Origin of the sequence: Bartonella sp. AA89HNZF (genome assembly GCF_042196905.1) — a bacterium.
Taxonomy (GTDB): Bacteria; Pseudomonadota; Alphaproteobacteria; order Rhizobiales; family Rhizobiaceae; genus Bartonella.
In genome coordinates this window covers 93,745-108,661 of the sequence record NZ_JBHIRD010000006.1, presented here as the reverse complement: position 1 = coordinate 108,661, position 14,917 = coordinate 93,745, and the positions used below count along the sequence as shown (strand labels likewise).

Sequence of the window (14,917 nt, the reverse complement as noted above, 5' to 3'; positions counted from 1 at the left end):
TATACATAAAACATCTCAAAAAAGGGTAATTTTAGTTACCCTTTTTCTACTTAACCTCCTCCCCAAACATCAAAAAACGACGATTCCTACCAGCGCCGGTTTGTGAACAATCCAGCTTATTAAGAGGGAATGCTGCTGATCATTTATATGGTTCACCTACATAAGGCTCTATGGGCTAGCCCTGCCCTGAATACTCACCACACATTATAAAAATACTTAATGCGTAAAAATGTTATATGCTTTATATCACTACTCTACACAACAGTATTTTACTGCACAATAAGATAAGAAACGAGCTATTCTGTAAAAAATTCTCTATAAACTTCACTGACATTGTTTACTAATAAAACATGAGATTTATCTAAAACTTTTTCCCCTCCAAAAGTTTATATTCAATTTTTTATCAAAATTAAAAATATAGCTTTAAACAGAATATATCTTAATAGCTATCTGCAATAAAAAAAGATTCTATGAAAATATTTTTCTATTTGTAATAAATTTTAAATATAAATAATTAAAGGTAAATTTTTAAATATATTTTTTAATATTTAAAATAATAGTCTAACTATTTAAACTTATTTTATTTATATATAAAGTTTTATATTTAATAAATTTGCAATTTTATTTATATTTAATATATTTAGAAATCTAAATTAATAAATAATTTTAAATATAAAAGTTATTTATACAATATTTTACTATAAATAAATATATATAAATATAAATATATATAAATATAAATATATATAAATATAAATAATAATTATATGTAATATATTTTATATTATATATAAAATATATTACATATATATAAAATATAAAAAATCAAAAAAATGTAATAAAATTTATCTTTTGTTTCTTATATATAAAATAATTATTCCATTAATTAATAATGTTTTTGCTTTATTCTCATATAGTCATAGAAAAAAATTCCTTTACTCCCTAGCTATATCATGTTTCGATAGAAGGGATTACCTTTTTTAGGGTAATTTTATCTTAAAATAACTAAAGGGAACCTCCCAAAAATGAATAAACAAAATTTAGAAAAAAAACCTAAGAAGAAATTGCAACGTGGACTACATAACCGACACATACAACTTATAGCCCTTGGTGGAGCGATTGGAACAGGTCTCTTCATGGGATCAGGAAAAACAATCAGTGTAGCAGGGCCTTCGATTCTACTCGTTTATGCAATTATTGGTTGTGCTCTATACTTTGTCATGCGTGCTATGGGAGAGTTATTGCTTTCTAATACACAATACCGATCTTTTATTGATTTCTCAACCGATCTTCTAGGGCCATGTGCCGGATTCTTTATCGGCTGGACATATTGGTTGTGTTGGATTGTCACTGGAACTGCTGAAATTATTGCCATTGTCACTTATACACACTTTTGGTGGCCTGAACTCAATCCGTGGATTCCTGTTATAATTGGTCTTATGTCCTTTTTAATTCTTAATCTCGTCGCAGTAAAACTATTTGGCGAACTTGAGTTTTGGTTTGGTTTTATCAAAATCGTAGCAATTCTAGTCCTAATCGTTGTAGGATTTTATATGATCTTTACCGGTTTTGTCTCTCCAAACGGTACGGTTGCTTCTCTTAGCCATATATGGAACGGTGGGAATATTTTTCCGCGAGGAATTACAGGCTTTTTTGCTGGATTTCAAATTGTTATTTTTGCTTTTGTTGGCATTGAACTCGCTGGAACAGCTGCTGCTGAAGTAAAAGAGCCTCAAAAAGCTTTACCACAGGCTGTTAATTCAATACCAATCCGCATTGTATTCTTTTATATATTCTCTCTTCTTGTGATTATGTCTGTGACGCCGTGGGATCAAATCAGTCCAGAAAAAAGCCCATTTGTAACAATGTATGCACTTATTGGTATTCCAACTGCTGCAGGTTTGATGAACTTTGTTGTCCTCACAGCTGCCGCATCTTCAGCAAATAGTGGAATTTTTTCTACCAGCCGTATGATATATGGGCTAGCAACACAAAAAGGTGCTCCTAAGTTTTTAGGAAAACTTTCTCGTAACCACGTTCCAGCCAATGCATTATTCTTTTCATGTTTATGCATCTTATTTGGTTATGCCGTTGTATCGTTATCTCAAACACTCATAGCTGCTTTTACAATTGTTACGACAATTGCCGCAACTTTGTTTATATTTGTATGGTCTATCATTTTGATCAGCTATATCGTCTATCGTCGCAATCGTCCTCTCCAACATACTGTTTCTCCTTATAAAATGCCAGGAGGTGTTGTTATGTGTTGGGCGCTTCTTATTTTCTTTGCATTCATTATTTATTTATTGTCATTAGAAGCTGACACTGCCATAGCTTTAAAATATACTCCAGCGTGGTTTATATTTTTAGGGATTGTATACTTTCTTTTTGGAAGAAAGAATTATGCAAAAAATTAAAAAATAAAGCTTATGTTGCCAAAAACATATAAAAAAGGGTAACTAAAGTTACCCTTTTTTTTGATATTTATCTATAAAATTATAAAAGCTATTGATCAAATATCTCTGTAGAAGCTTCAATTACGCTCTTTATCAACCAAAGCGTTAGATTTTATCCAAGGCATCATAGAACGAAGTTTTTTACCAACTTCTTCAATAGGATGATTATCATTTAAACGCCGCATACTTTTAAAATGAGCAGCACCAGCCTTATATTCTTGAATCCAATTCGATGTAAATTTACCCGTTTGAATATCTTTCAATATACGTTTCATTTCTGCTCTGGTTTTATCCGTAATCACACGTGGACCAGAGATATATTCACCCCATTCAGCTGTATTAGAGATCGAATAATTCATATTTGCAATGCCCCCTTCATACATGAGATCAACAATCAGTTTCACTTCATGTAAACACTCAAAATAAGCCATTTCTGGTGCATAACCTGCTTCCGTTAATGTTTCATAACCAGCTCGAATCAATTCAACAAGACCTCCACAGAGAACCGCTTGTTCACCAAAAAGATCAGTTTCGCACTCTTCTTTAAAAGTTGTTTCAATCACCCCAGCACGTCCACCACCAAGACCACATGCATAAGATAATGCTAAATTATGAGCATGCCCTGAAGCATCTTGCGCCACCGCTATTAAGCAAGGAACACCACAACCCCGTTGGTATTCATGACGAACTGTATGCCCTGGACCTTTAGGAGCAATCATCACAATATCAACGTTTTTTTTAGGTTCAATCAAGCCAAAATGAATGCTCAAACCATGCGCAAAAGCAATCGCTGCCCCATCGTGTAAATGATCATGAATATGTTCCTTATAAATATCAGCTTGCAATTCATCTGGCGTTGCCATCATGATGAGATCTGCCCATTTTGCTGCTTCAGCAACACTCACCACTTTAAAACCATCAGCCATGGCTTTTTTAACTGTTTCCGACCCTGGACGCAAAGCTATTTGCACATTTTGGACACCGGAATCTTTCAAATTTAAAGCATGCGCACGCCCTTGAGAACCATAACCAACAATGGCTACTTTTTTCCCTTTAATGAGATTAACATCCGCATCACGATCATAATAAACACGCATAAAAAAATTCCTTCTTTCTCTATTTAAACTGGATTTCAGATTACTTTTATTCAATAAGAAACATTATCTACAGTGCATCACACACTTATAAAGACAAAAAACACCGCTTATAAGAACACAGCAATTGAATAATTTTAAAGTTTACATATTGCATAGAAAAAACTGTAGTCCCCAAACATTCCTAAAACATATACGGATCCCCAAATAAACTTCAACTGCTATTCTACAAAAACAATAATTACACAAAATAAGATTTCTAAAGAAAATTTAGCTAATATTCTACTCTTTTATCGTGCAACAAAACGCTATATTCTAAAAATTAAGATACAACACACAATTTTTAACATGAACCAAATCAATATAGATAGCAAGAAAAATTACAAAATAACAAGTATTGTTTTAGTACAACCTTCAAAAGCATACACAGCAATATCTTTAGAATAATAGAGAAGACGCTTTTACTTGTTACATTCTTTAATAACCACGCCTCTCACCAAAACAGAATGCCATTGTGTTATTCATTCATGCGCTTATTAAAAAATTCTTAATGCGCTCGAACTCTTTTCAATAGTCCTCTATAATAATCTAAGATTTATCGTACACGCCCCCTTTACTTTATAAAGTTACAAGTTGATATCATCATTCTATTTTCTCGCTCCCAATATTGCAATAGCTCATATTACATTGAGCCTATTCATAAAAAGCATTTTGTGACTTTAAATCTGTTCGATGAAATCATCCCCCTTGCGCGTCACAAGCAGAATTGCATGTGAATATGTCTTATGAACCATCGCATGGCAAAAGCTGCCGCAACATTAAACGAGCCCAAAAATGAAGACGATAATTTATATCTTTATGACGTAAAATGGTGATGCATAAGAGGTTTTACGTTACACTTTTCACAAGTAACACTGTGAAATAAGCTCAAACATATTAAAAGATATCTCTCAAACACCTTATGACGCTCAATAAATTTTGTGCACTGATCCATTTAAATTTCTTCGCCAATCCCTTATAAGAAAAATACTCTAAAAAACTATATTCCTTCGAAAAAATTATAGTAAGTAGATTTGGTAAAATTTCCTCATAATGGATGGTATATAAAAAAGCATTTCATACCCTAAAAAACACAAAAAATAGAAAGCTACTAATAAACAGAGGAAAATAGAATATTTTATAATGTATGCTAATAGTGCTATTTATCTCAACATATATAAAATTGTTTTTTTAGATAAATTGATAAAGCTTTATAAAAATTTTTTCCCAATTTTATAGAGAAACAAAGATTACGATAATAACCGGATAAAACGCTGAACAGTATCATGCATTCCATACTCTAATGCATCAGCAATAAGCCCATGGCCAATAGAAACCTCATCAAGCCAAGGAATACTTTTGACCAGAGCAGGAAGGTTCATAAGTGTCAGATCATGCCCAGCATTCATACCTAACTGCAACTCTTTAGCTCTTCTTGCTGCTAAAACAAGTTTATTGAGCTCTTGATCTTGTTTTGTTTTATCCTGAAATTCACCACCATAAGGTCCCGTGTAAAATTCCACACGATCAGCACCCATTGCTTTAGCAATATCAAGACCATCGACAGCAGGATTAGCAAAAAGGGATACACGAATCTTTCTTTTTTTTAAATTCTGAATAATAGGTGCTAAAAATTCTGCATCATGAGCAAAATTCCACCCATGATCAGACGTTGACTGATCTGGATCATCAGGAACAAGGGTAATCTGGTCCGCATAATTTTCAGCGATATCCAAAAATTGATCACTTGGATAACCTTCAATATTAAACTCAGCCGTAGGAAAATTGTTCTTTATTAAACAGTATATATCTGACAAATCCGCAAAACGAATATGCCTTTCATCAGGGCGTGGATGAACCGTCAAACCCGCTGCTCCAGCAGCAAGCGCTATATGCCCAATATTTGTTATACTTGGCCACGGAAGATTACGTCGATTACGCAAAACAGCAACAGCATTAAGATTAACCGAAAGTTTTACCGCCATGCCCATTTCCATTTTTTTATAGTGTGTAACAAGATAGAAAAAAGGCATTTTCTATCTGAAACTGGGATGATACACACATTTTCTCTATCGAACAATCGTTAAATGCTCTGCTGCGCGGGTAATTCCCGTATAAAGCCAGCGTGCATACATATCACGAAATGCAAAACTTTCATCAAACAAAACGACGTTATTCCATTGAGAACCTTGCGCCTTATGAACCGTTAATGCATACCCATAATCAAAATCATCATATCGCTTTTTTAATTGCCATGAAATTTCTTGATCAGGGTTTTCAAACGCTGCTTTTAAAAGTTTAATCTTTGCTACCCCACGCTCACTTTCTTCTGGTTTCACAAGAAGATTAATACTTGGTTTAACGGTCTCCTTCTGTGAAGTCATCACCTTCCATAAAGAGCCATTCAACAAACCTTTAATGGGATCATTTCGCAAACACACCAGCTTATCTCCCGCTTGCGGATAATCTGCTGTAAATCCCTTTAACACACGCAAACGCTGATTATAAAGGTGGCGTGTACGATTAACCCCTACCAAGACCTGATCAGCATCCAAAACCAATTGTTGATTGACCTCTTTACGTGTAACAACGCGCGCTTCTCCATAGTCACCATAAGCAATATCGCGTCCTTCGCGCACGTCCATAGCAAGACGTATAATCGGATTATCTCGCGCTTGCCGATGAATTTCTGAAAGAAGAAAATCTGGTTCTCCATTAGAAAAAAAGCCTCCACCAGATATAGGAGGCAATTGACCTGGATCACCAAGAACAAGAATTGGCGTCCGAAAGCTCATTAAATCACGTGCCAATTGTTCATCGACCATCGAGCATTCATCAACGATAATGAGTTTAGCTTGTGCAGCAGCACTTCTTCGATTTAACGTAAATGTTGGAGCAATAGACTTTTTTCCTGTTATTTCATCGGAAACTTCCTCTTCTCCACGCGGACAATAAATTAGCGAATGAATAGTACAAGCATTGCTTGCACCTTTAGAACGTAAAACCTGCGCCGCCTTCCCTGTAAAAGCAGCAAATTGAACAGAACCATCAACTGTCTCTGCAAAATAGCGTGCAAGCGTCGTCTTACCCGTCCCCGCATAGCCAAAAAGGCGAAAAAGAGGAGAACGCCCTTCCCTCAACCACGCGGCAACAGCCTTCAATGCATTATCCTGTTCCCGTGAAAACTGCATAGCTTACCAATATAAGTTTTGCATAAAAAAAGCAGTATTTTGAAAAAAACCGACTATCAAAAAAAACTTTTTTATTAAGAATTGCTGACACACACCCATCTAACAACTTTCGTAGCACAATTATCAATTATTTACCCATTATTTTTTCAAGATATTATAACAATTTAAATTTTATCTATACATCGATCTTCTTGGTAACAGCTTATACTTATCAAATAAAATATCATTTTTTACAACAGTAACACCAACAATGGAATATGCATATCTTAAATTTAAAATAACACCTAGTATACGCTTTTTATAACCAAAATTTAGAATGAGAAAAAGAGTATTGCCTTTGCAAAACCCTAGCTAGAAAAATGTCCTTAACAGGATAAAAATAATGTAATTTTATGAATACTATTTTACACAAAAAATCAGCTTTCTTGCACATAAAAATAAAGTATATCTACTATTCTGAAATAATAATTAAATATATCAAAAACCTTTTGGCAGAAATAAAAATAGCTCTCAACAAAACTACTTAATCCTATGATGATACACCTCTAAAGTTCCTATCTCCCTCTTATCATGATTTTAATAAATTTACTCTTCATGCTACAAATAAATTATATCTCAACGAATAAAGAGAGGCATCACGCTTATATGAAGCACGCTTTATCTCGCACAAATATGGAGCTTTTTCTGTTTCAACAATAAAACATGGTTCGTAAGTATGGCCTTCTTGGTAGTCTATTATAGAAAACTGGGACATGGTTTCAGTCCAACGTAGCACTTCAGGTTCGTCCTCTAGAATATGAGAAAAGCGCAATTCTTCATCTATTGAGTCAAACTTTTTCTTTTTGTCGCAATGTTTTAAAGTTTATAAAAACTAACTGATTAATGCTATTCTTATTGCTAGAAATAACAATGAAATCAAGGCGGATAATTTGTTAATAGGCTTGGCGTTATGCCAAAATATCAGCGGTAATATTGCTTTTTGTTTGTTTTAGAAATGAAATAATGAACTCAAATATTGATGAATGAAACAGGAGGTTTAAATTGAAAATATTAATTCCAGACGACTATCAAAAAGCCACCCTAACATTACAGTCTATTACAAAATTAATGAAATCACATGAAGTGCTGGTTATAAATAATTTAGCTAAAGAATGTGATTTAGAAGATAAGCTCAAAGAGATAGATATTCTTATCTTAATCAGAGAGCGGACTATAGTTGATAGAAATCTTCTCCTGAAACTGCCAAATTTAAAATTAATCTGCCAAACAGGCCCTATAGGTTCACATATTGATATAGAAACTTGTAGAGACTTAGGAATTGAAATATTAGACGGTGGTGGAGATCCAACTTCTGCTGCTGAATTTGCGTGGCTCTTAATTATGTCTGCGCGTAGAAAACTCTGTAAATCTGTATCTGATATGAAAAAAGGACGATGGCAAACAACATTTGGCAACCAAATGAAAGGGGCTACTCTTGGAATATTCGGGTTTGGCCGTATTGGTAAAATGGTTGCTCAATATGCTCAAGCTTTTGGCATGTCCATTTTGGTTTATGGGAGCGAGCGTTCAACGCAAGAAGCAAAAAATTTAGGTTATCATTTTACGCATTCAAAAGATGAGTTTTTTACACGTCCTGACGTTATATCCGTCCATTTACGTTTAAGCGATAAAACCAGAGAAATCATAAAATTAGATGATCTATTGAGCATGAAACCTCATGCTATTTTTGTCAACACAGCGCGTTCAGCTTTGGTTGAAAAAGGGGCGATAGAAAAAATACTAAGTTTGGAAAATTCAATTTACTTTGCACTGGATGTTTATGACAGCGAGCCAGTATATGAAAGCAAATTATTGCAATCAGATAGAGTTCTTTGCACACCGCATCTGGGCTATGTGACTGAAGAAAGCTTTGAGAATTATATTGAAAAAGCTTGCCAAAATATAGCGTCTTTTATAAAGAGCACTTAATGCCGGCTGAGCCAATGTTTGTAAAATTTATCTTATATCACTAGCATATCAAATTTGTACGACACATAATAGCTTATTTCCTTAAATTAAGCATATTCCTTAGCTTTCATATTAATGCCAATCGTATTGACAGATTTTTATGTAATCAGCAAAAATACCTCATTTATTGTTGCAAGCATTATTAAAAAAGGCTACTTTATTGGAATACAATTTAATTGGAGGGGGGCTGAGTGAGCAATAATAAATTTATAGAAAAGAATTATTATAGATGGATTGTATTGCTTGTTGCCACTATCGCTCAAGCATCAGCTTGCTTCTTTGTTCAAGGGATTGGTCCTTTAGCTGAATTTTTTAAGAAGGATTTCTCGCTTAGTGACTCTCAAATAGGTTTGCTGTCTTCAGCAGCGCAGTTCCTACCTATTATTGGGTTACTCATAGCTGGTGAATTACTAGACAAGTTTAACGAGCGCTATATTGTTGGCGTTGGCGCACTCGGCGTTTCTATCGCTCTTTTATTGGGAGCAATTGCAGATAACTCTATTTCCCTTTTGGTTTGTTTGCTAATTGTAGGGGGATTTTATAGTTCTGCTCAACCTGGTGGCGCTAAATCTGTTTCTGCATGGTTTCCACAATCGCAACGCGGATTTGCAATGAGAATAAAGCAGGCGGGGCTACCATTAGGTAGAGGCATTAGCTGGGTATAGTTATTCCTGCGAGTGCCCTTGTCTATGGCATACAAGGTGCGTTTTTGGTCGGTACCATAGTTTCTTTTTTAGGTGGATGTATATTTATTATTTTTATCACTCACCAACAAAAGTTGTAGCTATCGCTCCAGAAAGCAAAGCAAAAGTTTCGTTCTATGCAAATGTAAAGTCTCATCTTGCGATGTTAACTGCACCACATATGAAGAATATTATTTTCTCAGGCGTTTCACTTGTGATCGTTCCATATGTTTTAACCATTTTTATAACGATTTATTTTTATAGAATCTATCACCTGTCTTTAGCTAAAAGTGCTTATTTATTTTTTGTTTCACAGGCTTCTGGTGCCTTAGGAAGAATTATTTTAGCAGCGTGGAGTGATCATTGTAGAAAAGGACGATTTTTTCCTGTCTTGTTTTGCATGATTGCAGTCGTTTTTGGATTTTTAATATTAATTTTAGGCATGAGTGGATCCATAATTTATTTAACTATTTTATCTGCTTGGTTAGGTTTTTTTGGATTGGGATGGTATGGCCCTTGGGTCGCCTATATTGTAGACTCTTCACCAAAAGAAAGCGTTGGCTTTTCTCTGGGGTTAGCAATGTCTATAAATCAAATCGCAATTATTACTGCTCCACCATTATTTGGATTAATCCAAGATTTTACAGACACTTATGTACTAACATGGCTGTTTTAATTTTAATTATTATTTTTTCACTTTTCTTAATAAGAAAGTAGGGAAAGATAATTGGGGAGGAAATTATAATGATAAATGAAAATACTTTTGAGTTGAGCAATCTCGAAAGAGACAAACTTTGGGAGGCTTTGGACCATGTTATTTATGATCCATACTGTGGTATTGAATATTCGGTTAAGCTAAAAAAAATAGCATTTTCGCTGCTACCCCATAGAATATTGACAATTCTTATGAATCAAAAGATGTCTATTACCCCTAGAGCATATTTAATCTTTGAAAACCTTCCAATTGATAGACAAATTAATACGTCACCTAATCCTTATAATTTAGATGCGTCTTGTAAAAGTGGCTATATTAGCGAAAATTTAATTATGATGTTTTCTTTATTAATCGGAGAGCCTTATTCAATTAAATTTGAAGGCGAACATATAGTAAACAACCTAGTTCCTTTAGAGGATAATAAAAAAGATTATACAGGATTAGGATCTGAAGTTGAGTTAGATTTTCATATAGAAAATGCTGCGCTAAAATTTATAACAGGTTTAAATTTATCTCCTAAAGGGATACTTTTATCTGGTGTTCGCAATGATGTTAATGGCCCATTGACTAGAATATCTGATGCACGTCTCGCTTTAAAACTTTTAAGTGAGGAAGATTTGAGGAGCTTAAGGGATAATTTATATATAATTAATGTTCCTTATAGATTGGAGAAGAAATGGGATGACCTCTACAGGTAAAGTACCCATCGTTCAAGGGAACGGTGAATTCCCAGATATCAGCGCTGTTTTTTATCCAGGCATGTTAGAACCACAGTCAAAAAAAGCCAAGGAAGCTTTAGATCATTTTAAGGCTGTATCTTTTGGAATTGATGTACAACCAGGAAGATTATTATACATTGATAACAGAATGGCTCTACACTCTAGAGATAAATTTTTTGGATCATTTGATCGTTATGAAAATCCAATGCGGTGGATTCAAAGAGTGTTTGTGTCTGCAGATTTATGGAATCATAGATATGTAGAACAAATAAAAGAAAGAGTATTTGATTTTCAATGTTAATGTCCTAATAATGATATGATGTTGAGTATTATTCTGGTTTATATATATTGACTACACATCTCATATGTATAGATTTTTCCCGCATAATCAGGTGAGGTTACTACCTGATTATAAGCTATGGTGGCCAATTGATTTTCCATGGCTGTATTCGCTTTTTGTTATTTTCGCCATTCCTTTCAAGCCTCTAGGGGGATTTTCCTATCAAGCCCTTGAAAGAGCTATTTGGAGTAGTTTCATAATGCAAAACCAAAACATAGTGACAAACTTTTCTATTGTTTTCACAAGTATAACGGTTTGCATGGTTGCACCCTTCAAGCATGGTGGTTTTTTTCTTGCACGATGAAATCTTTCATATATGAGACAACATAATTAATTTATAACAGATAATTCAATGTATTATCTAAAAAATGCAACGATATAGCTATTAATGTGAACATATGAATTAAAAAAACAAACATCGCGTACAAATAAATTCAAACATAATTTGGCACACGACTTATAACATTTTTTAGATGAACAAATAATAATACACCCCATGTCTTTAAACAAAGAATGAAAATCATAAAATGAGCTCTAAGGATAATAAGAACTCTCCACAAAGAAGTGACAGAGATGAAGACTCCAAAGACTTCATCATCACCATCCTTCAGCATTTTGTTAACATATTCATTTTATACAAGAATCTTTCCCTCAGAAGAAATAGCATTTGCAATAGCTTCTTCGCTTGCCTCATCGGGTAATAACATCTCATTATGAGCACATCCCGATGGGATCATAGGAAAACAGTTTTCTAAATGATAAACACGACAATCAAAAAGAACAGGCTTATCACAATCAATCATCTGCTGAATTTTATCATCAAGTTCATCGGGTTTTGAACAATGAATTCCCACGGCTCCATAAGCTTGTGCCAATTTCACAAAGTCAGGCATAGATTCCGTATAAGAATGAGAAAGACGATTACCATGCAGCAATTGCTGCCACTGGCGGACCATTCCCATATACTGATTATTTAAAATGAAAATTTTCACCGGTGTGTCATGCTGAATAGCTGTTGCAAGCTCTTGAATATTCATCTGAATGGAGGCATCACCAGAAATACACACAACAAGCGCATCAGGATGCGCTATTTGAACACCTATAGCAGCAGGTAAACCATATCCCATCGTTCCAAGACCACCAGAAGTCATCCAATGTTTTGGTTCATCAAAATGATAATACTGCGCTGCCCACATCTGATGCTGCCCGACATCCGTTGTAATATAAGCATTCGCATCTTTGGTAAAAGCATACAGCCGTTCAAGAGCATATTGCGGCATAATGACATCTTTTTTCTCCGCATATGCCAATGAATTACGAGCTTTCCAACGGTTAATTTGCGTCCACCACGCCTCACGGACTTCACTGTTAAACGCTGGTTGCTGTATCTTTAAGAGTTGCGTCATATCTCCTAAAACACAAGCCACATCACCAATAATTGGAACTTCTGCTTTTACAATTTTATTGATAGAAGAAGGGTCAATATCAATATGAATAATACGCGCATGAGGTGCAAATGCATCAAGGCGCCCGGTGATACGATCATCAAATCGTGCTCCAACAGCTAACATGACATCACAATCATGCATGGCCATATTAGCCTCATAGGTTCCATGCATTCCAAGCATTCCAAGCCAATTTTTACCGGAAGCAGGATAAGCACCAAGTCCCATTAATGTTGAAGTAATCGGAAAATCCCCCAATTGAACCAAATTACGTAAAAGCTGTATAGCTTTCATCCCCGATGAAATAACACCACCACCAGAATAAATAATAGGGCATTTTGCCTCAACTAAAAGAGAAACGGCAGATTCAATAGCCTTAGTATTCCCTTTCAACGATGGAAAAGAATGTAAAGATTCCTGAACTTGAGGTGCTCTATAAAATCCTGAAGCAAATTGAACATCCTTAGGAATATCAATCAAAACCGGCCCAGGACGACCTGATTGAGCAAGAGCAAAAGCTTCATGAATAATAGCCGCAAGATCATTGACATTTTTAACCAGCCAATTACGCTTCGTACAAGGCTTTGTAATTCCAACTGTATCAGCCTCTTGAAAAGCATTTGTTCCAATCACCGTTGTTGACACCTGCCCAGAAAAACAAATAAGAGGTATCGAATCCATAAGAGCGTCTTGCAAAGGTGTAACAGCATTCGTTGCCCCTGGACCAGAAGTCACAAGCATAACCCCTACCTTCCCTGTGCTGCGTGCATAGCCTTCAGCTGCATGCCCTGCGGCTTGTTCATGGCGCACCAAAATATGCTGGAGTGTATCTTGGTGATAAAGAACATCAAAAATAGGCAAAACAGCCCCACCAGGATAACCAAAAATATGTTCAACGCCTTGATCTATAAGAGCTTGAACCACTATTTCAGCGCCCGACATTATTTTCCCATCTGCACTCTCTTGCTTTCTTGGATCATTTCTCATTTTTCCCACTCACCTACTTTATAGGACAATAAAAAAGCCCCTAACGGAGCCCATAAAAAAAGCCCCCAAAGGAGCCCATTACACAACACATACTGTATGATTACCCCCATTATTCCAACGTATAAAATATATAAAAAATTCCTTGTAGAAAGATTTCTAATTCCATTGATACCATTCGTCAATAAAAAATTATATTTTCTAAAAAATTTCTTTTTCACGAATTATCTTTTATCTTTCGATAAGTTTCTTTGCAAAGCTCTAACTCTTTTATCAAAAAGTAAGCATCCATTCTTCATCAAATTGATTACGAAACCATGTCATTTGTCTTTTTGCATATCTCCTCGTTTGTATTTTTACCGCTTCAAGAGCATTCTCAAAGCTTCTATATCCATCCAAATAAGCCATAAATTCAGGTATACCAATAGCCTTCATTGCTGGTAAAGAAGGGGAAAGTTTAAGTTTTTTCATAGCCACCACTTCTTCTAAAGCTCCTCTTTCAATCATAGAATCCAAGCGTTTATGAATACGTTCATAAAGCAGAGAACGTGGTGGCATGAGAAGAATTTTTTCGGTCAAATTCGGCGCAATGATAGGTGTTGTTTTTTGTTTCTGCCACCAACTGAGCGTCTTACCGGTTGCATCATAAACTTCCAAAGCACGGACAATACGCTGTCTATCGTGCGAAGAAATTTTTTCAGCAACATCAGCATCAATCTGTAACAACTGGCCATAAAGACTTTCAGGTCCTTCTTGATCAAGCAGCAGACGCCATTTCTGCCGCACAACATCTGGAACATGAGGAATTTCCGCAATCCCTTCCAAAAGAGCACGAAAATAAAGTCCTGTTCCGCCAACAAAAATAACTGATCTCAAAGAAAAAGTAGCCAATAGCTTCTCAACATCACACAACCATTGCCCTACTGAGTAATTCAATGTAGGACTCACATGACCATAAAGATAATGGGGAACAATCGCAGTATAAGCCTCTCTCGGCCGTGCTGTTAAAATATTTAAAACATCATAAACCTGCATTGAATCAGTATTAATAATGAGAGCATTTTTTTCTTTAGCCATTTGCAAGGCAAGTTCTGACTTCCCACTTGCCGTTGGCCCCGCTATTAATGTAACTGTTCTCTGTGTCATGAATAGCAATTTCTCCCAATCAATAACTTATTGCAACATGCAGACACCCCCAAAGCCACTGTATTTTCTCTCCATGATCATAGAGTAAATACTTCAAA

Annotated in this window: 11 protein-coding genes; 6 read left to right on the top strand and 5 right to left on the bottom strand. The window is 35.1% G+C overall.

The window, feature by feature from the left end; genetic code table 11:
- Positions 1-1,025: 1,025 nt before the first annotated feature.
- Complete coding sequence (locus tag ACFIN0_RS04590) at positions 1,026-2,417, top strand: amino acid permease (RefSeq protein WP_375606999.1); 1,392 nt, start codon at positions 1,026-1,028, stop codon at positions 2,415-2,417.
- 116 nt (positions 2,418-2,533) lie between these two features.
- Here the strand turns inward: ACFIN0_RS04590 and ilvC are convergent, their stop codons facing one another.
- From ilvC to ACFIN0_RS04575, 3 genes are all read right to left on the bottom strand, one after another.
- Positions 2,534-3,553, bottom strand: a complete 1,020-nt coding sequence (gene ilvC / locus ACFIN0_RS04585; RefSeq protein WP_375610513.1) for a ketol-acid reductoisomerase — start codon at positions 3,551-3,553, stop codon at positions 2,534-2,536.
- A 1,286-nt stretch (positions 3,554-4,839) separates the two neighbouring features.
- Entirely contained in the window at positions 4,840-5,574 is a 735-nt protein-coding gene (locus tag ACFIN0_RS04580) for a pyridoxine 5'-phosphate synthase (RefSeq protein WP_375606997.1), read from the bottom strand.
- An 84-nt stretch (positions 5,575-5,658) separates the two neighbouring features.
- Positions 5,659-6,780: an ATP-dependent RecD-like DNA helicase gene (locus tag ACFIN0_RS04575; RefSeq protein ID WP_375610512.1), complete on the bottom strand. Its 1,122-nt coding sequence runs from the start codon at positions 6,778-6,780 to the stop codon at positions 5,659-5,661.
- Between the two features lie 1,041 nt (positions 6,781-7,821).
- On the opposite strand from ACFIN0_RS04575, the gene ACFIN0_RS04570 reads away from it, so the two are divergent.
- From ACFIN0_RS04570 to ACFIN0_RS04550, 5 genes are all read left to right on the top strand, one after another.
- Positions 7,822-8,748 (top strand): D-2-hydroxyacid dehydrogenase family protein, encoded by a 927-nt coding sequence (locus ACFIN0_RS04570; RefSeq protein ID WP_375702005.1) that lies wholly within the window; start codon positions 7,822-7,824, stop codon positions 8,746-8,748.
- Between the two features lie 230 nt (positions 8,749-8,978).
- Entirely contained in the window at positions 8,979-9,452 is a 474-nt protein-coding gene (locus tag ACFIN0_RS04565) for an MFS transporter (RefSeq protein ID WP_375702004.1), read from the top strand.
- A 76-nt stretch (positions 9,453-9,528) separates the two neighbouring features.
- Complete coding sequence (locus ACFIN0_RS04560; protein ID WP_375702003.1) at positions 9,529-10,146, top strand: MFS transporter; 618 nt, start codon at positions 9,529-9,531, stop codon at positions 10,144-10,146.
- A 68-nt stretch (positions 10,147-10,214) separates the two neighbouring features.
- Entirely contained in the window at positions 10,215-10,883 is a 669-nt protein-coding gene (locus ACFIN0_RS04555; protein ID WP_375702002.1) for a hypothetical protein, read from the top strand.
- A complete protein-coding gene (locus ACFIN0_RS04550; RefSeq protein WP_375702001.1) occupies positions 10,867-11,205 on the top strand; it encodes a hypothetical protein in 339 nt (112 codons plus the stop codon). Before ACFIN0_RS04555 ends, ACFIN0_RS04550 begins: the two co-directional genes overlap by 17 nt.
- Positions 11,206-11,876: 671 nt before the next feature.
- On the opposite strand, the gene ACFIN0_RS04545 is transcribed toward ACFIN0_RS04550, so the two are convergent.
- Positions 11,877-13,676 (bottom strand): acetolactate synthase 3 large subunit, encoded by a 1,800-nt coding sequence (locus ACFIN0_RS04545; protein WP_375702000.1) that lies wholly within the window; start codon positions 13,674-13,676, stop codon positions 11,877-11,879.
- A gap of 270 nt (positions 13,677-13,946) precedes the next feature.
- Positions 13,947-14,819: a tRNA (adenosine(37)-N6)-dimethylallyltransferase MiaA gene (gene miaA / locus ACFIN0_RS04540; protein WP_375701999.1), complete on the bottom strand. Its 873-nt coding sequence runs from the start codon at positions 14,817-14,819 to the stop codon at positions 13,947-13,949.
- Positions 14,820-14,917: the final 98 nt, after the last annotated feature.